Source organism: Paenibacillus baekrokdamisoli (genome assembly GCF_003945345.1).
Taxonomy (GTDB): Bacteria; Bacillota; Bacilli; order Paenibacillales; family Paenibacillaceae; genus Paenibacillus_Z; species Paenibacillus_Z baekrokdamisoli.
Genome location: NZ_AP019308.1, coordinates 2,460,273 through 2,482,995, shown reverse-complemented (window position 1 = coordinate 2,482,995; position 22,723 = coordinate 2,460,273). Strand labels below are relative to the sequence as shown.

At 47.3% G+C, this 22,723-nt stretch carries 21 protein-coding genes; 18 read left to right on the top strand and 3 right to left on the bottom strand.

What is annotated here, in order from left to right:
- Positions 1–190 precede the first annotated feature (190 nt).
- The 5 genes from EKN16_RS11085 (at position 191) to EKN16_RS11065 (ending at position 5,799) form a co-directional block, all read left to right on the top strand.
- The gene (locus tag EKN16_RS11085; RefSeq protein WP_125656580.1) at positions 191–1,849 is read left to right on the top strand and encodes a peptide ABC transporter substrate-binding protein; all 1,659 of its coding nucleotides are present in this window, start codon (positions 191–193) and stop codon (positions 1,847–1,849) included.
- A gap of 87 nt (positions 1,850–1,936) precedes the next feature.
- Positions 1,937–2,872 carry an ABC transporter permease gene (locus tag EKN16_RS11080; RefSeq protein ID WP_125656577.1) on the top strand — a complete coding sequence of 312 codons (936 nt, stop codon included), beginning with the start codon at positions 1,937–1,939 and terminating at the stop codon, positions 2,870–2,872.
- A complete protein-coding gene (locus EKN16_RS11075; protein ID WP_125656574.1) occupies positions 2,869–3,819 on the top strand; it encodes an ABC transporter permease in 951 nt (316 codons plus the stop codon). The genes EKN16_RS11080 and EKN16_RS11075 overlap by 4 nt, the downstream gene beginning before the upstream one ends.
- Before the next feature lie 19 nt (positions 3,820–3,838).
- Entirely contained in the window at positions 3,839–4,831 is a 993-nt protein-coding gene (locus EKN16_RS11070; RefSeq protein ID WP_125656571.1) for an ABC transporter ATP-binding protein, read from the top strand.
- Positions 4,828–5,799: an ABC transporter ATP-binding protein gene (locus tag EKN16_RS11065; RefSeq protein ID WP_125656568.1), complete on the top strand. Its 972-nt coding sequence runs from the start codon at positions 4,828–4,830 to the stop codon at positions 5,797–5,799. The genes EKN16_RS11070 and EKN16_RS11065 overlap by 4 nt, the downstream gene beginning before the upstream one ends.
- 230 nt (positions 5,800–6,029) lie before the next feature.
- Here the strand turns inward: EKN16_RS11065 and rocF are convergent, their stop codons facing one another.
- A complete protein-coding gene (rocF, locus tag EKN16_RS11060) occupies positions 6,030–6,938 on the bottom strand; it encodes an arginase (protein WP_125656565.1) in 909 nt (302 codons plus the stop codon).
- A 240-nt stretch (positions 6,939–7,178) separates the two neighbouring features.
- Between rocF and rsmD the strand changes: the two genes are divergently transcribed.
- Entirely contained in the window at positions 7,179–7,766 is a 588-nt protein-coding gene (gene rsmD, locus EKN16_RS11055) for a 16S rRNA (guanine(966)-N(2))-methyltransferase RsmD (RefSeq protein WP_125656562.1), read from the top strand.
- Between the two features lie 3 nt (positions 7,767–7,769).
- Positions 7,770–8,291, top strand: a complete 522-nt coding sequence (gene coaD / locus EKN16_RS11050) for a pantetheine-phosphate adenylyltransferase (protein ID WP_125656559.1) — start codon at positions 7,770–7,772, stop codon at positions 8,289–8,291.
- Positions 8,292–8,345: 54 nt separating this feature from the next.
- On the opposite strand, the gene EKN16_RS11045 is transcribed toward coaD, so the two are convergent.
- Positions 8,346–9,554: a nucleoside recognition domain-containing protein gene (locus tag EKN16_RS11045; protein WP_125656556.1), complete on the bottom strand. Its 1,209-nt coding sequence runs from the start codon at positions 9,552–9,554 to the stop codon at positions 8,346–8,348.
- A gap of 145 nt (positions 9,555–9,699) precedes the next feature.
- Positions 9,700–10,941 carry a nucleotidyltransferase gene (locus EKN16_RS11040; protein ID WP_125656553.1) on the bottom strand — a complete coding sequence of 414 codons (1,242 nt, stop codon included), beginning with the start codon at positions 10,939–10,941 and terminating at the stop codon, positions 9,700–9,702.
- Positions 10,942–11,054: 113 nt separating this feature from the next.
- On the opposite strand from EKN16_RS11040, the gene EKN16_RS11035 reads away from it, so the two are divergent.
- The 11 genes from EKN16_RS11035 to smc all read left to right on the top strand — a co-directional run bounded on the left by EKN16_RS11035 (position 11,055) and on the right by smc (position 22,699).
- Positions 11,055–11,570: a YceD family protein gene (locus tag EKN16_RS11035; RefSeq protein WP_125656551.1), complete on the top strand. Its 516-nt coding sequence runs from the start codon at positions 11,055–11,057 to the stop codon at positions 11,568–11,570.
- 53 nt (positions 11,571–11,623) lie between these two features.
- A complete protein-coding gene (rpmF, locus tag EKN16_RS11030; RefSeq protein ID WP_125656548.1) occupies positions 11,624–11,797 on the top strand; it encodes a 50S ribosomal protein L32 in 174 nt (57 codons plus the stop codon).
- 208 nt (positions 11,798–12,005) lie between these two features.
- On the top strand, positions 12,006–12,623 hold the full coding sequence (fapR, locus tag EKN16_RS11025) for a transcription factor FapR (RefSeq protein WP_125656545.1): 618 nt from the start codon (positions 12,006–12,008) through the stop codon (positions 12,621–12,623).
- Positions 12,607–13,599: a phosphate acyltransferase PlsX gene (plsX, locus tag EKN16_RS11020; protein WP_125656542.1), complete on the top strand. Its 993-nt coding sequence runs from the start codon at positions 12,607–12,609 to the stop codon at positions 13,597–13,599. The genes fapR and plsX overlap by 17 nt, the downstream gene beginning before the upstream one ends.
- A 16-nt stretch (positions 13,600–13,615) precedes the next feature.
- The gene (locus EKN16_RS11015) at positions 13,616–14,602 is read left to right on the top strand and encodes a beta-ketoacyl-ACP synthase III (RefSeq protein WP_125656540.1); all 987 of its coding nucleotides are present in this window, start codon (positions 13,616–13,618) and stop codon (positions 14,600–14,602) included.
- Positions 14,603–14,671: 69 nt separating this feature from the next.
- Positions 14,672–15,598: an ACP S-malonyltransferase gene (fabD, locus tag EKN16_RS11010; RefSeq protein ID WP_125656537.1), complete on the top strand. Its 927-nt coding sequence runs from the start codon at positions 14,672–14,674 to the stop codon at positions 15,596–15,598.
- A 71-nt stretch (positions 15,599–15,669) separates the two neighbouring features.
- Positions 15,670–16,419, top strand: a complete 750-nt coding sequence (gene fabG, locus EKN16_RS11005; protein ID WP_125656534.1) for a 3-oxoacyl-[acyl-carrier-protein] reductase — start codon at positions 15,670–15,672, stop codon at positions 16,417–16,419.
- Positions 16,420–16,513: 94 nt separating this feature from the next.
- A complete protein-coding gene (gene acpP / locus EKN16_RS11000; protein ID WP_125656531.1) occupies positions 16,514–16,750 on the top strand; it encodes an acyl carrier protein in 237 nt (78 codons plus the stop codon).
- Positions 16,751–16,899: 149 nt separating this feature from the next.
- Positions 16,900–18,141, top strand: coding sequence for a beta-ketoacyl-ACP synthase II (fabF, locus tag EKN16_RS10995; RefSeq protein ID WP_125656528.1), 1,242 nt, complete (start codon positions 16,900–16,902; stop codon positions 18,139–18,141).
- Positions 18,131–18,823: a ribonuclease III gene (gene rnc, locus EKN16_RS10990; RefSeq protein WP_125656525.1), complete on the top strand. Its 693-nt coding sequence runs from the start codon at positions 18,131–18,133 to the stop codon at positions 18,821–18,823. The genes fabF and rnc overlap by 11 nt, the downstream gene beginning before the upstream one ends.
- 300 nt (positions 18,824–19,123) lie before the next feature.
- Positions 19,124–22,699, top strand: a complete 3,576-nt coding sequence (gene smc / locus EKN16_RS10985; RefSeq protein WP_125656522.1) for a chromosome segregation protein SMC — start codon at positions 19,124–19,126, stop codon at positions 22,697–22,699.
- Positions 22,700–22,723 lie beyond the last annotated feature (24 nt).

Genomic DNA, 22,723 nt, shown 5'->3' with positions numbered 1-22,723 from the left:
TAAGTTTAAAAAACTGCATAATAAAAGAGATCAATAAGATTTCGTTCAAAACTATGTAACATAATCTAACATAGAAACGTTGTAACATTTTACAAATTCATAAAATATGTTGTTATTTCGATTAAAATAATAGTATCATTAATAACAGATTCAAAAGTTTAAACTAATAATTGATTGACGGAGGGGCTTTATGCAGAAGAAAATGATCGTCCTTGTTTCACTAATGCTCGTATTAACAGGTTTATTGTCAGCCTGTGGCTCGAAGAAAGAAGAGAACGGTGGACAAACCTCAAGCAGTGATCAAACATTTCGGATGAACCTTACATCGGAACCGCCAACGCTTGATGTTGCTCAAGTACAGGATAACGTTTCGTTTACTGTTCTTTCTGGCCTTTTTGAAGGTCTTACCCGTATGGATGCAAAAGGAAACATCGTACCAGGTGTTGCAGAGAAATGGGATGTATCGGCAGATGGTAAGCATTTCACCTTCCACCTGCGCAAGGATGCAAAGTGGTCGAATGGCGACCCTGTAACGGCTCATGATTTTGAATATTCCTGGAAGCGCACGTTGGATCCGAATTTGAATCCTCCTGCTCCTTATGCTTACCAGCTTTATTATATTAAGAACGCTCAAAACTATAACATCAAAGCGGACAACCCTAATCATATCAGCGACCCGAATCAACTGGGTGTGAAAGCAACAGATGATTATACATTGGATGTGGAGCTTGAGAACCCAACTCCTTACTTCCTTAATATAACGGCATTCTTCACCACTTTCCCAGTTCACAAATCGGCGAAGGACAACCCGAACTGGGCTGCAGAAGCAAAAGGTTATATCGGTAACGGTCCATTCAAATTGGCTTCATGGAAACATGGTGATTCCATTGAGCTTGTGCCGAATGAGTATTATAACAAAAAAGCCGAAATCAAGCTGACTAGCGTGAAATTCGCGATGTACAAAGATCCGAATACGGAGCTTAATGCATACAAAACAGGCCAACTTGATTGGGCGGGCATGCCTACAGGAAGTATCCCTGCTGAACAGCTTGCAAAAGCAATTAAAGATAAAAACCCGGAGCTAAATATCAAAGGGATTGCGAGCACGTACTATTACCTCTTCAATAACACGAAAAAACCTTTCAATAATGCAAAGGTGCGTAAAGCGCTATCGATGGCTATCAATCGTACAGACCTTGTTGAGAAAGTAGCTAAGGGCGGTCAACAACCGGCTTACGGCTTTGTTTCGACAGGTATCCATGGTGTGAAAGAGGAGTACCGTACAGAAGTGCCGGCTAACTTCTTCAAAGAAGATGTTGCAGAAGCGAAGAAATTGCTTGCTGAAGGCTTAGCTGAAGAAGGCTTGAAATCGATGCCTGCATTCTCCCTCTCCTTTAACGAAGGACTTCACAAGAATGTAGCGGAAGCCATTGCCGACATGTGGAAAACAAACCTTGGTATTACAGTTAATCTCGAGCTTCAAGAGTGGAAAGTGTTCTTGAAAAACCGTCAAAGCTTGAACTTTGATATCGCTCGTTCGGGCTGGGGCGCGGATTATAATGATCCGATGACTTTCATTGATATGTATACTTCTAAAGGCGGTAATAACGACATTGGTTTCAAAAATCCAGAGTACGATGCTTTAGTTAAAGAAGCGAACAGCACGAATGATCAACAAAAACGTGTCGACGCGATGGCGAAAGCAGAGAAAATTCTGATCGGTGATAACATGGCGATTATGCCAATTTGGAACTACACTTCCTCAGAATTGGTTAAGCCTTATGTGAAAAATTACGTGGTGGATTACAGCGGTAACGTGGATTACTCGCACATTTCGATCGAGAAATAAGACAACGAAGAAGACAAACAGGGGGCACAGGGGTATATATGGGATACCCATATATACCCCTTCTCTTAGGATTGGGGAGTGCTTAGGATGGTTCGGTATTTGGGCGGTAAATTTATCAATATTATTGTATCTCTACTCATTCTAGCCACCGCTACTTTCTTCTTAATGAAAGCTGTCCCAGGGGACCCTTTCACTCAAGAGAAGGCGATTCCGCCGGAAATTAAAGCGAATATCATGGCTCATTATGGCCTGGATAAGCCAATTGGCGAGCAATATATTATTTATATGAAGAATTTATTCCAACTTAACTTGGGCGAGTCTATGAAAAGTCAGAATCGAACGGTTTCGAGCATCATTACGGATTCGTTTGGTACTTCCTTCAAAATTGGATTTGTTGCGGTAATCGTTTCCATTATCATTGGGATCTATCTAGGGATGATGGCTGCACTAAAACATCGTAAACTCATTGATAATGGTGCGATGACATTAGCTGTTATTGGGATATCTGTGCCTAACTTCGTCATAGGTGCCATGATCCAGTATTTATTGGCTGTACAGTTTCCGATCTTCAAGGTTGCCGGATTAGAAGGCCCGATGGATTATGTGCTGCCAACCATTGCGCTCTCAACGCTTCCGATTGCGTTTATTGCTAGGTTAACTCGTTCTACCATGCTTGAAGTGTTAACTTCTGATTATATTCGTACGGCTAAAGCAAAAGGGTTAAAACCGTCAGCGATTTTATGGCAGCATGGTCTTCGTAATGGTATCCTGCCTGTTGTTACTTATTTGGGACCCATGACGGCCAATATTATTACGGGTTCAGTCGTTGTTGAACAGATATTTGGTCTTCCAGGCTTAGGTGCGCATTTTGTTGAAAGTATCACGAACCGGGATTACACGCTAATTATGGGAATCACTATTTTCTACGCAGTCATTCTTATGGCAGCTCGGTTTGTTACGGATTTGGCTTATATTCTTATTGATCCAAGGATCAAATTGAGTGGGGGTATCGTTAAATCATGAGTACACATTCTGAAGATTACGCCCCCCTTGCGAAAGGTTCTGTAGCAGATCCATTTGAGAAGCTGCATCAAAAGCATATCGATGCGGAAGTAATAGTGGCCGAAAGTCAGTCCACTTGGCAGGAGTCATGGGGACGGATGAAGACCAATCGATTGGCGATGGGTGGTATGTATGCTCTTATCGTCATTATTATTCTGGCGATTGCTTGCCCGATGCTGTCACCATACAATTCGTACACGAATGATTTGGATAATACATTCGGAGCGCCATCAGCTTCTCATTGGTTTGGTACAGACAATCTAGGCCGAGACTTATTCACAAGGGTATGGATGGGTGTTCGTATTTCGTTGATCGTCGGATTTACTGCAGCCTTCATTGATCTCATTATTGGCGTAGCTTATGGGGGGATTATGGGCTTCAGCGGAAGACGGATAGGCGGAGCGATGAATAAGCTTGCCGAAGTTCTGTACTCTATCCCACATCTTCTTGTTGTTATTCTATTAAGTGTTGTTATGGGATCGGGCCTTGTTACTATTATTATTGCTTTATCCATTACGGGCTGGATCACGATGTCATGGATCGTTCGCGGTCAAATCTTACAGCTCAAAAACCAGGAATATGTGCTCGCAGCCCAATCCATGGGAGCCAGCGGTGCTCGTATTTTATTCCGTCACTTAATTCCGAATACACTAGGTCCGATTATCGTGACCGTCACGTTATCGGTACCATCCGCTATATTTGCAGAAGCCTTCCTTAGTTTCATTGGGCTGGGTGTCCAATCACCAGCTTCCTCACTAGGTACATTAATTGGTGAGGCACTCTCATCATGGACATTATATCCTTGGTTGATGATTATTCCTGCAGCTCTTCTAAGTATTACGATGTATGCCTTTAACGTGTTTGGTGATGGGCTTCAATATGCCTTTGACCCAAAATCGAAAAAATAAAAGCGCTGGGAGTGAGTTTATGAATCCGATTTTGCGTATTTCTGATTTACAAATCTCGTTTCATGTGCGCGGTGGAGAAGTACAGGCTGTCCGCGGATTTAACTTGGAGATGAAGCGAGGTGAATCGGTAGCCATTGTTGGTGAGTCCGGCAGCGGTAAGAGTGTAACGGCTCAATCCATTTTGCGTCTGATTCCTACTCCGCCTGGTGTGATTAAGAAAGGCTCTATTACTTTCATGGGACAGGATTTGCTAGCCAAATCCGAGAAAGAGATGGAGGCAATTCGGGGTAAAGAAATCGGCATGATTTTCCAAGATCCGATGACTTCTCTTAATCCAACTCTTACGGTAGGTAAGCAAATTTCTGAAGTGCTTATTAAGCATCAGAAGATGAGTAGAGCTGAAGCGACTAAGCGTGCGACTGAGCTGCTGACTTTAGTTGGTATTCCGAATGCACACGAACGAGTCGGTGAATATCCCCATCAATTCTCTGGTGGGATGAGACAGCGTGTAATGATTGCTATTGCATTGGCCTGTGATCCTGCACTTCTGATTGCGGATGAGCCAACTACGGCTCTGGATGTAACCATTCAAGCTCAAATTATGCAGCTCATGAAGGATTTGCAGAAAAAAACGGGTACTTCAATCATATTGATTACGCATGATCTAGGCATCGTGGCAGATATGTGTGATCGCGTTGTTGTCATGTACGCTGGTAAAGTAGTAGAGACCGGGACCAAACATGAAATTTTTCATAATCCACAGCATCCCTATACAAAAGGGTTGCTGCGGTCCTTGCCTCGTCTGGATCAGAAGAAAGATGAGCCACTGATCCCAATTTTTGGTACACCGCCGGATATGTCTTCACCGCCTCCGGGCTGTGCATTCTGCGCGCGTTGTGATGACGCAATGCGAATTTGTGTCGATAAGGACGCACCAACCTATACCATCAGTGAGACACAGACGGCAAAATGCTGGCTGCATGATCCAGCTCGTAAGGGGGAAACAGCATGAAATCAAACCAAGAATCTCCCCTTTTGATTGAAGTCGAGCATCTGAAAAAGTTTTTCTCAGTAGGTAAAGGTCAGACACTTAAAGCGGTAAATGACTTGACATTCGGAATTCGCAAGGGTGAAACCTTGGGGATGGTAGGTGAGTCGGGCTGTGGAAAGTCTACGGCTGGACGGACATTACTTCGCTTGTATGAGCCTACTGGCGGCTCAGTTACCTTTAACGGTGAGAATATTATGAAGGCTAATGGGTCTAAGCTCAAAGCGCTGCGTCGCGAGATGCAGATGGTATTTCAAGATCCTTATGCTTCCTTGAATCCGCGCTGGACGGTAGAGAATCTCATTGCAGAGCCGCTTGATATTCATAACCTGACCTCTAGTCGTAAAGAAAGAAAACTGCAGGTTGAACGATTACTTGATCGTGTAGGTCTACGCCCTGAGCATGCAACTCGTTATGCGCATGAATTCTCTGGTGGTCAAAGGCAGCGGATCGGGATTGCACGCGCGCTTGCGGTTAATCCCAAATTTATTGTTTGTGATGAGCCTATTTCTGCGCTGGACGTTTCCATACAAGCTCAAGTCGTTAATTTGCTGCAGGATCTTCAGCGTGATTACGGCTTGACCTACCTATTTATTGCGCATGATCTGGCGATGGTAAAGCATATCAGTGATCGTGTTGCAGTCATGTATTTGGGTAAAATGGTGGAGCTTGCGGAAAGCGAAGAACTGTATGCAAACCCGCAGCATCCCTATACTAAAGCATTGATGTCTGCTATTCCGATTCCTGACCCGGACGTGGAAGAGAACAAGGAACGTATCGTGCTGACTGGTGAACTGCCAAGCCCGATTCACCCACCTAGCGGCTGTCAATTCCGTACGCGTTGCCCGATGGCAACTGAGCTTTGCAAAGCGGAGCAACCTTTATTCAGAGAGGTTCGTCCGAATCACTGGGCAGCTTGTCACTACGCTTAAATGAATATATGCAAAGCGGACGTTCCCACTGTAGATTGTGGAACGTCCGCTTTGTTTTGATTTTGACCGGAGATGGGCGCTATTAATGAATCTCTATTTGGCATTATTATTCTCAATAAATGCTTTCTCTCTCTCTCTCTTTCTCTCTCTCTGTATAGGGCTGTTTTTTCAGTAGATGCTTGGTTTCATGATCGGGATGGAATGAAGTTCGCTGCAAATAGTGGTATTTCTTATAGAATGCGTTCGCCCAATAGGGAGGCGATCAGCTCTACTGCCAGCTTAGCTGTAAGATGGCTATTGTCCAGAAGCGGGTTTACTTCAACAAAGTCTGCTGAGGTGACTATTTGGGCGCTGTAAAGCATTTCCGCACCTAGATGCGCTTCACGATAATTAAGACCCCCGCGAACTGGAGTTCCTGTTCCAGGCGCATCCTTAGGATCAATACTGTCTATATCGAAGCTAACATGCACACCGTCAGACCCGCGAGCTGCTATTTGGATCGCTTCGTCCATGACGCGAGCCATCCCGAGCCTGTCTATATCATGCATCGTGAAGCAGGTTATCTGATGCTGCCTAATAATTATTTTCTCGCCTTCATCAAGCTCGCGAACGCCAACAAGCACGACACGTTCAGGCTGTAGCTTAGGACTCCTGCCACCGCCGATACCAGTGAACCTTGAATCGCCTAATCCGAGACTCACTGCAAGCGCCATGCCATGCATATTGCCAGAAGGTGATGTTTCCGGTGTGTTCAAATCGGCATGGGCATCTATCCAAATCACGCCAAGACGCCGTTTGAATTGCGTTAACCCGGCGATGGTGCCAATGGAGATACTGTGATCACCGCCAAGTGCTAGAGGGAAAGCGCCAGTCGTCACAATTGTGGCAATTTCTTTTGCGACTGCCTCGCTCATTGCATGAACGCGTCCCCACTCCTTCATACGAAGTAAGGTTCTGCGATCTGCAGCAAGAGGGGGTAGATAACTGGTGGATCGGGTTTCGAATTTGCGGCCAAGCAGCACTAGCCTATCCGCTAAACCTGCGATTAGCACCGCGTCGGGTCCTTTGTCAGCACCGCGCCTGCTAGCGCCCCAGTCAAAGGGGATGGGGAGAATTGTTACCGGTTGCTGGTCTGGCATGTCTTTTCCTCCTAATCGTTTTTGCGATCGTTCATGATCGATTTCCTGCATGCAAAAACTACTTTGGAAGCACATGCTTTGCTTATATATAGGCCTTGTAGGAGGCTGACATGACAAAAAGAAGTAAAAGTACGGACCCTGCCATTGTTGATGTAGAAAAGCCCTGCACAAATGCTTTAACAATAAAGGAAAAGATGATACTATAACAGCAGTGAAACGCGTGAAAGGGGTAAGACATCCTTGAGAGTCATAGCAGGTACGGCAAAAGGCCGTGCTTTGAAAGCAGTGCCTGGCACGAATACACGCCCGACGACGGACAAAGTAAAGGAAGCGATTTTTAGTATGATCGGTCCCTACTTTGATGGCGGCTTGGTGTTGGATTTGTTTGCTGGAACCGGGGGCCTAGGAATCGAGGCGTTAAGCCGAGGTGCGGATCGTGCAGTATTCGTTGATCTCGAAGGAGCCAGCATCGACGTAATTAAACATAATGTACAAGCTGCTGGTCTTGGCGCTAGCTCAGAGATTTATCGTAATGAAGCTCTGCGAGCAGTGAAGGCGCTTGAGAAACGCGGTAAGGCTTTTCGAATTGTTTTTCTAGATCCGCCTTATCGCATGAAAGAAATGGACAGCTTGATGCAGGAGCTTGCACAGCGCAATTTGCTTGAAGCTAATGCCATGATTGTCATCGAGCATGATGCAGCGCATCGGTACCCGGAAGCATTCTCGTTTTATGAACAAATGAAGCATACGCAGTACGGAGATACAGCGGTTACGATCTATCGTTACCGTCCTGAAGAGGTCGGTTCGCCTGAACAATTGGAGGAATAAACGATGCAAGCCACACCAACAGCAAGAACGACAGAGCCGAGAGTTGCTGTTTATCCCGGAAGCTTTGATCCGGTAACCTGCGGCCATGTTGACATTATAAAGCGCGCTGCGAAGCAATTTGATCACTTAATTGTGGCAGTACTTAATAACTCGGGCAAGAATCCGTTGTTCTCCGTGGAAGAGCGTAAAGTGCTTCTTACCGAGGTAACTCGGGATCTTCCGAATGTATCCATTGATAGCTTTCGTGATTTGCTTGTTCGATTCATGCGTTCACGCCAAGCACAGGTCATTGTTCGAGGCATCCGTTCCGTTACGGACTTTGAGTATGAGCTGCAGCTTGCTTCGACGAATGCGCAATTGGATGGTGAAATTGAGACGATATTCATGATGACGAATCCCAAATACTCTTATTTGAGCTCCAGCATCGTGAAGGAAATTGCCAAATTCCAAGGAAACGTGAAGGATCTTGTACCTCCGGAGGTTGCGGAAGCTCTAGCTATAAAGTATGGTGAGACGCTTCAATAAGAGCATAAACGGGACGTCGCTTAAGTTTGCTTTAACAGCGGGCCTGCGGCGTTTTTAGCGCATGAATCGAAGTGAAGAACTTATTGAAGCTAGAGTAAGAAGCAATAATACACAACCAAAAGCCGCGAATAATACAGGTGTATATGGCCAAAGTGAGTGTAAGTCGGAAACATGTATAGCTGGTGGCGGGGATGAGACAGTGTAGCCATGTAGCTGAAAAGCTGGTGTAGAACTAGGTAAGATATAGGCGGTTAAATTCGATATGGGCCGCCATAGCAGGATCGTACAAGTGAAAGCAACTGCTGCTTGCAAGAGTCGCATTACAGCTAGTGGGCGTATGGAAAGATCAGTCCCTGTAATGGCTGAGCCTGCTTGTAATAAGGCGCTAACACCTCCCCAACTGAGAATAGCTGCGATCACTGCGGCATTCCACGCAAGACCGCCGGGGAAGCTGACGGCAGAAGCGGCATACGCTCCGATATGGCTTTCGATTAATCCGGGAAGTACGAAGGATGGTATAGTGTCAGGAATGATGGGCGCAAGTAAACGAACGAGAACGGAGCAAATCATCATAAAGCCGCCGATAGCCATTAGCTTATAGACAGAAGTGATGACCGAATCTCCCAGTGCTTTACCGAAGGTTCGACCGTCGCGTATTTTGGCTTGTGTCATTGCCTTGGCGGCAAGTCGCAGCAGATCTCGAATGGAACGCTTTTCGCCAGGGGCCTCGGAAGATGTATTTGAAGGGGAAGCTGATGTAGTCTTGGAGAATCTGGCATGAGCCAGCCCAGTAATAATCGCAGCCATCCACACTGCTGCGGCGATTATTACGCCAAGCTCTGGCCGCTGCGAGAAACCGGCTCCCACGACCAGCAGCATGAAGAGGGGGCTAGGCATATGTGCGAGTGTAAGCAGTCGCTGTCCTTGTGCCTGTGTAACCCTCTCCCCCCGTCGAAGTATTGCTGTGGATTCTGCGCCGGATGGGAATCCGCTTGTCCAGCCAAGTGCTATAGCAAGCCCTGCTTCACCAGGTAAACGGAATAATCGTCTCATCAGGGGATCTAGCAAGGCACCAAGAGCATGTACAGCTCCAAAGGCCAGCATGAGCTCGAGCAGCGTTAGGAATGGCAGTAAGCCGGGAAAGACGATGTTCCACCAGATCGTTAATCCTTGAAGGGAAGCTTGGAACGCATCGTCAGGGCGTACGATAATCGTTGCGACAAGCAGGATGGATAAGCAGGCAAGCAGCACGGTGCGTATCATTTGATTCAGCTCCATTACGATAGAGTAGCTTGGACGAAACAGCCACTACATTGTACGCTTGTCTATGAGTGATTAGAACTTTAACTACCAATCAAGCGGCAAAAAGCAAAAAACAAAAAGCAAAAAGTAAAAAGTAAAAAACCGGTTACAACGTAACCGGCTTCTCATAATAGTCGCGAAATAATTCTTGTGCAGTTGCGTTAGGAGAGGCGAGCGCGTAGACCGAAGTCGCCTGAACATCAAGCTCAAGGTAAGGATAACGTTCATCAGTCCTAGCTGCACTGTTTAGGATCGGTAATGTGGCTGTTGTGCGCATTCTTTTCAGCAGTTGTCGGCCTTTGTCTGTATAACCGAGGATACGCAAGTATTGGACACCTTCACGCAGACGGTCTGGACTCAGCATTTCCTTGCGATGTCCAAGCAGCACAGAGAGCAGAGTCCGCTGCAGCTTCGTTCGCGTATACCGTTTGGTCTTTAACGCTTCAAGCAGAGGGTCGATCTGAAAAGCATTCAGGTTGGGAATCGCCCGCTTTAACCGATGCTCCAAACCTTCACTCATTTCGTGATAGCCAGATAAGGTCTCCGTAGATTCACTAACAATTTTGTGAAAAAGCGGTGACGCGAAGCTGGGCCAGCCAAGCGGGCCACGGCCTGCCGCACTATCTCGCAGCAGCAGCTCCAGTGTAGCGGGCGGGATGAAGGGAGCTGCTTCCTGCGGTGATGAGGAATTCGCGACGAGCTTGCGGATTGCTGTTGCACTGGCGATTTGCGCATCGGTAATATCCGCTTGCAGGTAGCCTGCTTTCTCGCGTCGGATGGAGAAGGGTTCGATGCTGCTGCCTATTCGCTCCAACGCCAACAAGTAATGCAGCCCAAGCGTATTATTGGGCTGCTCAAGTCCGAACGAGGCGGCCTCATGATCCCCTTCGTCCGCCATGTGCCTGCGAACGGCCTCGCTATAGGCGGCCGGATAGCTCGCGCCCGTCGCAAGCGTATCCGCCATGAGCCCCTTAAAGGACTCCGGCTCATGTGCGAGCAATTGCGCGATGCGGCGCAGCGGCCTGATGTCTCCGGCCTCGCTGCCGAAGCATAGGGCGTCTACGACGCCAGTTGCGGCCAGCAGCTGTACCGCGCCAAAGGCGAACCATTCCGCTGCCTGTGTCGAATAAGCGACCGGCAGCTCGATGACGAGATCGCAGCCGCCGCGAAGGGCCATCTCGGTGCGCGTCCATTTATTGAGCAGCGCAGGCTCGCCGCGCTGCAAAAAATGTCCGCTCATAACGGCAACAACTGCATCGCTTTCCGTTATTTTTAACGATTGTTGTAAATGATAGTGATGTCCGTTGTGAAACGGATTATACTCAACGATAAGCCCAACTGTGCGCATGATATGTCCCCCAAATGATTGGCCGTATATTTTTTACTATATCATGCCGCGAAAATGTTGACAAAACGATTCAATAATCGATATAATAATCTTTGTTTGTTTGGAGTGATCGTATGGAGATTCAGGTTAAAGAGTTAATTGCCAAAGAAACGAAAGTGCCACTTCGTGCAAGCTTAAATGCCGATTGGTTACTGCAAGTGCGTAAGGATGTAATTAGTACAAGTCCACTTGAAGTCGACATGACGGCAAGGGGCGAACACGGTGTTGCTCATGTGGAGGGCGAACTGTCGATTGAAGTTGAGTTTGCATGTTCCCGCTGCTTGGAACCGACAAAAGAACATTTTGTCATTCCATTTCATGAGCGCTTCAAGCCAGCTGCTGCAATGGCTGAAACCGGTGAAGATGAAGAAATCACGCCGGTGGATGAAGAAAAAGTTGAACTCGATCCGTTTTTTGAAGAAACGATGATGCTCACTTTACCATTCGTACCGCTTTGCGATGAAGATTGTAAAGGTCTTTGTCAAACCTGCGGAGCCAACTTAAATGAGGGAAACTGCGGATGCTCGAAGGAGCGTATTGATCCTCGGCTAGCCGTGTTGCAAGATTTGTTTAAGGATAAGGATCAGTAGGTTCGGAGCTTTAAGAAGGCTGCGTGCCTAATTTTTTGAAGGAGGTGGGAAACATGGCAGTACCACAACGTAGAACATCCAAGACTCGTCGTGACAAACGCCGTACACATTTTAAACTGGCAGTGCCGGGTATGGTGAAATGTGAGCAATGCGGAGAGTTGAAACTAAGTCACCGAGTATGTAAAGTTTGCGGATATTATAAAACAAGAGAGATTATCAAACAATAGTTCAATAAGTAGTACTTCATCCCGCGGTGAAGTGCTATTTTTTTTGAAAATCGATGAACCGCTGGATTTTAACTTAGCCTAATTCATATACTTACATTGCACACTGGTGCATTCTTTTATATACTGTTAGTACCTGGTTATAATAGCTGATTGTAAGAAGTATTAACAAAGGCGTAGCTAAGGCACATCCATAGAATAATAGGCAAAGGTGGTGCGGACCATCGAACGTCTTCCGAAGCGTCAACGACATCAACAATTGTCTCGTCTAATTGATGACAATCCTTTTATAACGGATCGGGAGCTAACGCGTCAGTTGAAAGTTAGTATTCAAACGGTGAGGCTTGACCGATTGGAACTAGGTATACCCGAGCTGCGGGAGCGAATGAAGCTGATGGCGGAGCGTTCATATGATGCCGTCCGATCATTGCCCCTGCATGAGGTTATCGGAGATATTGTTGATTTGCAGCTCGATCGGAGCGGCATATCTTTATTTGAAATTCGTCAGGAACATGTGTTTTCAAGAACTGGAATCGCCCGCGGACATCATGTATTTGCGCAAGCAAATTCACTTGCAGTCGCAGTTATTAATGATGAAATAGCTTTAACGTCTGCAGCAGACATTCGGTTCGTTCGATCGGTCAAGCTTGGTGAGAAGTGTATTGCTAAAGCTTACGTGAGATCGATATCCGGCAGTCAAAGCAAGGCGAAGGTTGAAGTCTTTTCATACGTAGGGGATGAGATGGTCTTCCAAGGTCATTTCATCATCTATCGGTCCGCTGGCGAATCGGTCATCGAGGGAGGAAACGAAGGTGCGGATCGCAATTGATGCGATGGGGGGAGATCATGCTCCTTCCCTTATTGTTAAAGGCGCGCTTGCTGCAGCAGTCGAGTGGCCGGCCATACAAGTGCTGCTGGTCGGAGACACGGCCCAAATCGAGGAGCATCTTGGTAGCAACAAGCCCTCTAACATAACGATTATTCATGCAGATGATGTCATCGGTCCAGATGAAGAACCGGTAAAGGCTGTACGCCGGAAAAAGAACTCCTCTATGGTCATGACAGGTCAGCTTGTACGTGATGGGGAAGCAGATGCGATGCTTTCGGCTGGAAATACCGGCGCACTTATGACGACAGGACTTCTGGTTGTCGGCCGGATGAGCGGTATTGAACGGCCAGCTTTAGTTACCATGCTGCCAACGATGAACGATATCGGTGTGCTTGCGCTTGATCTTGGAGCGAACATGGATGCAAAGCCAGAGCATCTCCTTCAATATGCGATTATGGGCAGCATTTACCGGAATAAGGTTAATGGGGTCAGTAATCCGCGCGTTGGACTTCTCAACGTGGGTACAGAAGAGATGAAGGGCAATGAGTTAACTAAAGCAGCGTTCGAGCTGCTCAAGACAGCGCCGATTAATTTTATCGGCAACGTCGAGGCGCGTGATGTACTTGTACACAACTGTGATGTGCTCGTATGTGACGGTTTTGCTGGCAATATCATGCTTAAAGCAATGGAAGGCACGGCTGGAACTTTATTCAAGACGATCCGTGATGCTTTCTCAAGCTCTCTTCTAACTAAGCTAGCAGCAGCGATTATGCAATCGAAGCTGAGACAGCTGCGCAAAAAGATGGATTACACGGAACACGGCGGCGCGCCGCTTCTGGGAATCAACGGACTTGTCATCAAATGTCACGGCTCTTCTGATGTCAAAGCGATCAAGAGCGCGGTCAGACAAGCGAAGCTTGCTATTGAAAGTCAATTGATCACATCCATTGCTGCTGAAATAAACAGGAATAAGTAGGGAGTGAGTGGGAACGATGCAATTACATCCCGTAGGCATCATTGGCACCGGTAAATATGTACCGGAACGTATTTTAACGAATCAAGAACTTGAACAAATGGTTGAAACAAACGACGAATGGATCGTCTCCCGTACCGGTATTCGCGAACGTCGTATCGCTGCCAAGGAGCAAGCGACGTCTGACTTAGCCTATGAAGCAGCCAAAATCGCGTTAGCCGCTTCTGGTGTTACTGCAGAAGAATTGGATCTCATCATCGTGGCTACGATTACGCCAGATATGTCTTTTCCTTCGACAGCCTGCTTGCTGCAGGAAAAGCTAGGAGCGAAGAAAGCTGCTGCGTTTGATCTATCGGCAGCCTGTTCGGGCTTTATTTACGGACTGGCCACCGCTTCGAATATGATTGCGACTGGCATGTATAAACATGTACTTGTTATTGGAGCGGAGTGTCTATCTCGCATCACGGATTACACGGACCGGAACACCTGCATCTTGTTTGGTGACGGAGCCGGTGCTGTCGTTCTTGGCCGAGTGCCGGAAGGACGGGGTTTCCGTTCATTCGAGCTTGGTGCAGACGGGTCGGGTGGCGAGCTGCTTAAAGTTAGTGGTGGAGGTTCACGCACACCTTCAACACCGGAAAGTATTGCCGATAAGAAGCATTTTATTTATATGGCTGGCAGCGAGGTGTTTAAATTTGCTGTTCGCATTATGGGTAATGCTGCCGAAGAAGCACTCCGTAAGGCTGGTATGGATAAAGGTGATATTGATTTACTTATTCCGCATCAGGCGAATATCCGTATTATTCAATCGGCTTTGAATCGTTTGAGTTTACCGGAAGAGAAAAGCATGATCAACCTCCATAAATACGGCAACGTATCAGCAGCTTCGATTCCGATCGCACTTGCTGAAGCGGTCGAGCAGGGACGTGTCAACGAAGGCGATTGCATTGTGCTTGTCGGCTTTGGCGGCGGTTTAACTTGGGGTGCTTCGGTGCTAGTTTGGTAATGGTTGCTCTTAGCTAGTATATAAGGGGCATTCAAGTCCAACATTTTTCGGTTTGGAGGATGAAGATATATGGGTAAAATAGCATTCGTATTTCCGGGTCAAGGCGCGCAAGCGGTTGGTATGGGCAAAGATGCTTATGAATCATTCGACGTTTCACGTTCCATTATCGATCGAGCGGATGAAGCTCTAGGATTTAAGCTAAGTGAAATTATCTTTAATGGTCCTGAAGAAGTATTGAAACAAACTGTCAATACGCAGCCAGCTTTGCTTGCTGTTAGTATCGCCTTGCTTGAAGCCTTCAAGGAACGCGGCCTGAAGCCTGATTTTGTAGCGGGTCACAGTCTAGGTGAATACAGCGCTTTGGTTGCAGCAGGTGTATTATCCTTCGAGGATGCCGTGCGCACAGTACGTGCACGGGGTCAATTCATGGAGCAGGCTGTGCCAAGCGGACAAGGAGCTATGGCTGCAGTACTAGGTGCAGAGCGTGAAGCACTCTCAGCTCTTTGCCAAGCGGTATCAGCGGAGTCAGGCGCAGTAGAGCTTGCGAATGTAAACTGTCCTGGTCAAATCGTTGTATCCGGAACTGCGGTAGGGGTACAGGGTGTAGTAGAACGCGGCAAGGAAGCAGGAGCGAAACGAGTCATACCACTCGAAGTCAGTGGGCCATTTCATTCTTCACTGATGAAGCCGGCAGCCGAGAAGCTAGCTAATGTTTTAGCTGATATCAGCATGAACGATGCGAGTGTCCCGGTTGTGGCTAACGTTACAGCCAAGCCAGTTACCGAAGCGGCTCAAATCCGCAGCTTGCTTGCGGAGCAGGTCTATTCACCTGTTCTCTGGGAGGATAGTATCCGATATCTCATCGGACAGGGCGTCGATACTTTCGTCGAAATCGGCTCAGGATCCGTCCTAGCCGGGCTGATCAAGAAGATCGACAAAAGCGTGACCATCCTGTCGATCAACAGTCTAGAATCCCTTCAAACAGCGGCAATCTAAGGTGTTACAATTTAGCAGGAGTCTATAGGGTCCAACCCTTGATATCTCCGTATGAGGAAGGAGCAGCCCATTTGTTTGCAGACCTCACAGGTAAAATAGCGTTAGTAACAGGCGCATCTCGCGGCATTGGCCGCGCTATCGCGATTGCCTTAGCTGAAGCTGGCGCAGATGTAGCCATTAACTACTCTGGAAGCGAAGCGGCCGCAGCAGAAACCGCTCAAGCCATTGTGGATTTAGGCCGTCGGTCGCTCGTATTGAAAGCTAATGTTGGCAAAACAGATGAGTTCGAAGCCATGGTCAAGCAGGTCATTGACAGCTTCGGCGTTCTTGATATCCTAGTAAACAATGCAGGCATTACGCGTGACAATTTAATTATGCGCATGAAAGAAGAAGAATTTGATCAAGTTATTGAAACGAACCTGAAGGGTGTTTTCAACGGAATCAAAGCCGTTACTCGTCCGATGATGAAGCAGCGTTCAGGCCGGATCATTAACATTTCATCAGTTGTGGGTGTTCTTGGCAATCCTGGGCAGGCTAACTATGTCGCGGCCAAAGCAGGCGTTATCGGTCTGACTAAGGCATCTGCTCGTGAACTCTCGTCCCGAGGCATTACGGTGAATTGCATTGCACCAGGCTTTATACAAACGGAAATGACGGACAAGCTGCCGGAGGAAGTAAAGGCTAAGCTAACAGGTGAGATTCCGCTTGCAAGGCTCGGTGATCCTAAGGATATTGCAGCAGCTGTTCGCTTCTTAGCTTCTGATGCTGCTTCTTACATGACTGGACAAACCATTCATGTGGATGGCGGCATGTACATGTAGCATTCCATTTCCAGCAAATGAAGGTTAAACGGACGATAGATGTATGGCATTTTGTCCGCAGTTCTCGTATAATACCATGGAGGAGGTGAACCGGATGTCCGATGTTTATGATCGTGTAAAACGCATCGTTGTCGACCGCCTTGGCGTTGACGAGTCGGAAGTGTCTCTCGAAGCTTCTTTTAAAGAAGATCTTGGCGCAGACTCTCTTGATGTAGTCGAATTAGTCATGGAACTGGAAGATGAGTTCGATATGGAGATTTCTGATGAAGATGCAGAGAAAATTACGAGTGTGGGAGAAGTAGTGAATTACATAGCTTCCCTTAATGCTTAATTAAAAAGCTGATAAGTCCCGTTGTTTTAACGGGACTTATCTCCATCTTATGCAGATTTACGTTTCAACTGAAGATGAGCAAACGCATGGCGTTTTTCATAGATAATAGCGAATTAACCATTATCGTTTTAGATACAGAGGTGAGTAGAATGAAACAGAGAGTGGTCGTTACGGGCATGGGGGTCATGACCTCACTTGGTTCCGATTTGAAAGAATTTTGGGGTAATTTAATGGAAGGAAAGTCAGGCGTTTCGCATGTCGAAGCTTTTGATGTTTCCGAATATTCAACGCAAATTGCGGCTGAAGTGAAGAACTTCAATCCGGAAGATTACAACATCGATAAGAAAGAAGCGCGCCGCATGGATCGTTTTGTTCAATTTGCGGTCGTTGCCAGTACGCTGGCTATAAAGGATGCTAAGCTGAACATCGGAGAAGATGTTGATCCAGAGCTTGTTGGTGTCATGATTGGCTCCGGTATTGGCGGTCTTGGAACATGGGAAGATCAGCATAACATTTTGCTCGAAAAGGGTCCTAAACGTGTCAGTCCATTCTTTATCCCGATGATGATTGCCAATATGGCATCGGGTCAGGTATCGATGGTAACGGGTGCGAAGGGTCCAAACAGCACAGCTGTAACGGCTTGTGCGACAGGTACGCATTCCATTGGTGATTCCTTCAAGTTGATCCAACGCGGTGATGCTGAAGTTATGATCTGCGGTGGAGCAGAGGCGACAATCAGACCGACGGGTATGGCAGGTTTTTGCTCGATGAGAGCGATGTCTACTCGTAATGATGAGCCAACGAAAGCAAGCCGCCCATTTGATATCGATCGTGATGGTTTCATCATGGGTGAAGGCTCTGGCGTACTCGTGCTGGAATCGTTGGAGCATGCAGTGAAACGCGGCGCACACATCTATGCCGAGATCATCGGGTACGGTATGAGCGGCGATGCGCATCATATGACGGAGCCAGATCCAGACGGAGCTGCCCGCTGTATGGTCAAAGCATTAAAGGATGGCGCAATTGATCCATCTGAAGTTGATTACATAAACGCTCATGGTACTTCAACTTCGGTTGGTGACAGATCCGAAACGACTGCGATCAAGAAAGCATTCGGTGACGCCGCCTACAAATTGGCAGTTAGCTCGACTAAATCGATGACGGGTCATCTACTTGGTGCTGCTGGCGGTGTAGAAGCTGTTATTCTCGGGCTCACACTCGAAAACGGTATCATTCCACCAACAATTAATTTGGACAACCAGGATCCTGAGTGCGATCTTGACTATGTACCGAATAAGCCGCGTAAAGCGGACGTTCGTATTGCAATGTCCAACTCGTTCGGTTTCGGCGGCCATAACGCCACGATCGTGATGAAGAAATATGAAGCATGATAGCTTTGAGGAACTGCAGCAGCATCTGCAGCTTCGCTTTCGTACTCCACGCCTGCTCCGGCAGGCTTTTACACATACTTCTTACGTCAATGAACATCGCCAAACCTCTCTAGAACATAATGAGAGGCTTGAATTCCTTGGCGATGCCGTCCTACAACTGACCGTTTCGGAATTTCTTTATCGCACTTTTCCTGAACGGCCAGAAGGACAGTTAACCCGGATGCGAGCTTCGATCGTATGTGAACCCTCGCTCGCGCGTTTCGCCGAAATGCTTGAACTCGGCACTCATGTGTTGCTCGGACGCGGGGAGGAGCAGCTTGGTGGCAGACAGCGGCAAGCCCTTTTAGCGGATTTGTTTGAGTCGCTCGTTGGAGCGATTTATCTCGACCAAGGACTTGAGGCAGTTCGTTCTTTTCTCGCTTCTTACATCTTTCCTCATATCGACAGCAACGGCGGCTTGCTTGTGAAGGATTTCAAATCAACCCTTCAGGAGAAGGCGCAGCATGCGGGTATGGGGCCGATCGAATATCGTATTGTAGAAGAACGTGGTCCAGCTCATGACCGTGAGTTTGTAATTGAAGTGTTAATTGGAGAAACGGCTTACGGAACAGGCATTGGCCGGACGAAGAAGGAAGCGGAGCAGCAGGCTGCAGCAGAAGCTTGGAGAAAGCTTGCGGATTAACTGATTAATCGTTACTAATATCGTTAAGGGATCCTGGTAGCCTTCATAGGTATACCGGGATTTTTTGTGTAAATATAAGAAAGTATATGTTATCTCCATACTTTGCTTATATTTCAGAGGGAAGAAACTTGCTTCGCCACCATGGACAGCACTAGCCGTTTCTTCTTGCAGAAGAGGAATGGCAGCTTCATGTTGTTCGTTCCGGGCTGTGATGATTCTGTCTGACTGGTCAATATAGGTGAAAGCCGTTTCTTCTCCAAACAATTATGGTACAATAGGCGTTGAGGTGAAAGCTAAGATATGTTCCTGAAAAGGATTGAATTAGCCGGTTTTAAATCGTTTGCCGACAAGACGGAGCTTGAGTTCGTCCGCGGTATAACAGCAGTTGTTGGACCGAACGGCAGTGGTAAAAGCAACATAAGCGATAGTATCCGCTGGGTACTGGGTGAGCAAAGTGCCAAGAGCTTGCGTGGCGGTAAAATGGAGGATATCATCTTCGCTGGCAGTGATGCGCGTAAAGCCGTCAATTTCGCTGAAGTATCCTTGACGCTCGATAACACCGACGGCGCTCTGCCTTTGGCATACAATGAAGTGACAGTAACACGTCGTGTTCACCGCAGCGGCGATAGTGAGTACATGATTAACAAGCAATCATGCAGGCTGAAGGACATAACCGAATTATTCATGGATACAGGTATCGGTAAGGAAGCTTATTCCATTATCGGACAAGGTCGAATCGAAGAGATTCTAAGTACGCGTTCGGAAGATCGTCGTGGAATTTTCGAAGAGGCCTCCGGCATTGTCAAATACAAATCACGTAAACGAGAAGCCCAGAGAAAGCTGGATGATACGGAGCAAAATTTACTTCGTATACATGATCTTGTCTCAGAGCTTGAAGCACAGGTTGAGCCGCTTCGCGAGCAATCGGAGAAAGCGATTCATTTCAAAGAGCTGCGAGATCAGCTCAAGCAATCTGAAATTTCGATGTATGTACATAGTATTGAAACCGTTCATAGCTCTTGGAATGAATCTAATCTTCGCATGAAGAAGCTTCAGGAAGAACAGCTGGCGTTATCAACTGTAGTAAGCAAACACGATGCCTTGCTTGAGAAGGACCGACTTAAGCTTCGTGAGCTCGAGGCTTCTTTGGACCGACTTCATGAATCGATGCTGCAGGTCAGTGAAGACTATGAGAAATGCGAAGGCTACGGAGAAGTGTTAAAAGAACGCAAACGAAATTTGGAGCAAAATCGCACACAGCTTGAGAACTCAATTACCTCTCAAAACGAGCGAATTTCTGCTCTTGCCAAAGAAGAGGCCGAGTTTCGCGGAAAAGCGGCAGTTCTGGACAACGAGCTCCAAGTTCTTCGTCTGAAGCTGCAAGAGGAAGAAGTCCAACTTCTTGGTACATCAGCCTCCGCTTCAGGTGATGCAGAGGATTCGCTTAAGAGTGAGCTTCTTGATGTACTAAGCACGATGGCACAGCTTCGCAATGAGATTCGTTATGCGTCTGCTCAGGAAGAAGCTCTGCAGCGAAGAATGGAACGGCTTGGTGATGAGCATGGCAAGTGGCTGGAGCAAAATGAGAAGCTAAGCTTGAAACGCTCAGAGCTCCAGCAGCGCTTAGAGGCTACGCTTGCCGAGATTAACTCCATTCGTAATCGCTACATCGAGCAGAGCGAGAAGCTTTCAGCTGGACAAAAACTGCTTGAGGAAGCACAGACTGCAGTCCGTCAATGGGAGCAAAAGCTCGAAGCCCTTCGCTCACGCCGAGATACGATGAAGGAAATGCAGGATGACTTGGATGGCTTCATGCAAGGTGTTCGAGAAGTTCTCAAAGCATCACGACGCGGCACTGGTGGTATTGAAGGGGTTCACGGAGCTGTTGCGGAGCTTATTCGTGTGCCGGAGAAGGTGGAGCTGGCAATCGAAACCTCGCTAGGCGGTGCACTTCAGCATATTGTTATGAGTAACGAGAAGAGTGCTCGAGCAGCGATTGCGTTTCTGAAGCAGAGGCAGTTGGGACGAGCTACATTTCTCCCGCTCGATGTAATAAGAGGAAGGAATATCTCGGAGCAGGACAAAAGAATGATTGCTGGCCTTGAAGGTTTCGTTGGCGTAGCCGCTGAATTGGTTTCTTTTGATGCCAAATACGGATCGATCGTAGAGAATCTGCTCGGTAATGTACTCATTTCCGAAACGTTGGAGCAAGCCAATCGTATTGCATCTAAATGCCAGTACCGATTCAGGGTTGTGACACTCGAAGGTGACGTCGTTAATGCCGGTGGTTCCATGAGTGGTGGTAGTCTCCAGAAAAAGGGTGCAAACCTCCTCGGGCGACAGCGTCAAATTGAGCAATTGGCAGAAGACGTTAAGACAACGGAGCTGCAATTAACCAAGCTTCGTGATAAAATCAGCGATCTTCGTAAAGAACAATCCATTTCTAATCAGAATGTGGATGATCTAAGAGGACAGGGTGAGCAGAGGCGAATCGAGGAGCAGCAAATTCGTGCAGAGCTTCAACAGCTGGAGAACGAGAGCCGTCACCTTGATGAACAACGTCAGCTATTTGAAGCCGACCGTGATGGACATAAATCCGAGAAACAGCAATTAGTAACGTCTGCAACGGATGCTGAGAAAAGGCTTGTGGAAGTCACATTAGAAGAAGAACGTCTGCAGACGGCTATTCGACTTGCTGAAGAGCGTCGTAAGGCCGGTGAATCTGCGAAGGAGCAGCTGCAGGATCAATTAACGGATCTGAAGATTGCAGTTGCCAAGACAGACCAAGAAAAGCTGAACTTCGAGGATCAGGCATCACGAATTCGTTTGGATATTGGACGTGCCAAGCAAGAGCTATCAGGACTTAGACAAATGCTCGCAAGACAGCAAGAAGAAGCAGAACAGCATGGCGAAGAAAGCATCAAACAGATGGAACAGATTAATCATTTGAAGCTGCAGAAGGAATCCTGTGCAGCTCAGACGGATTTGAAACGAGCAGAACGGGCAGAAATGACTCGTGATCTAGAGCAAGGTGAGAACGAGACGAAGGATCAGCGCACACAGCTTCGAAAGGTCGAAGACCAGCTGCGCCAGACCGAAATCGCTGCGAATCGTCTTGACGTGGAGCTCGATAACCTGCTTCGCAAGCTAAGTGAAGAATATGAATTAAGCTTCGAACTTGCGAAGGAACGTTATCCGGTTCCTGAAGATGTTCAGTCCGTGCAGAATGAAGTGCGAGATCTGAAACGCAAAATTTCCGGACTTGGCGAGGTCAATCTTGGTGCTATTGAAGAGTATGAACGCGTGAAGGAACGGTATACGTTTCTAGATGATCAGAAGAATGATCTAATTGAAGCCAAAACGACCCTTTACCAGGTCATTCGCGAAATGGACGAGGAAATGTCTAAGCGATTCCGAACGACATTCGAAGCGATTAGAGGCCACTTTGTTCTTGTATTCGCCAAACTATTCGGCGGGGGTCGTGCTGATCTTATTATGGTTGAGCCAGATCGGGTATTGGATAGTGGAATTGATATCGTCGCTCAACCGCCAGGGAAGAAGCTGCAAAATCTACAGCTTCTCTCAGGAGGAGAACGGGCATTAACTGCAATTGCGCTGCTCTTTGCGATTTTACAAGTCAAGCCTGTTCCATTCTGCGTTCTCGATGAGGTTGAAGCAGCATTGGATGAAGCTAACGTAGCCCGTTTTGCGCAATATCTTCGTGAGTTTTCGGAGCTGACACAGTTTATTGTTGTTACTCACCGGAAAGGAACGATGGAGGAAGCCGACGTGCTGTATGGGGTTACGATGGAAGAAGGCGGCGTGTCTAAGCTCGTTTCGGTACGCTTGGAGGACGAAGAGCAGTATTCGGCCTAGTGAAGTGAAGTAGCTGATTCAGAG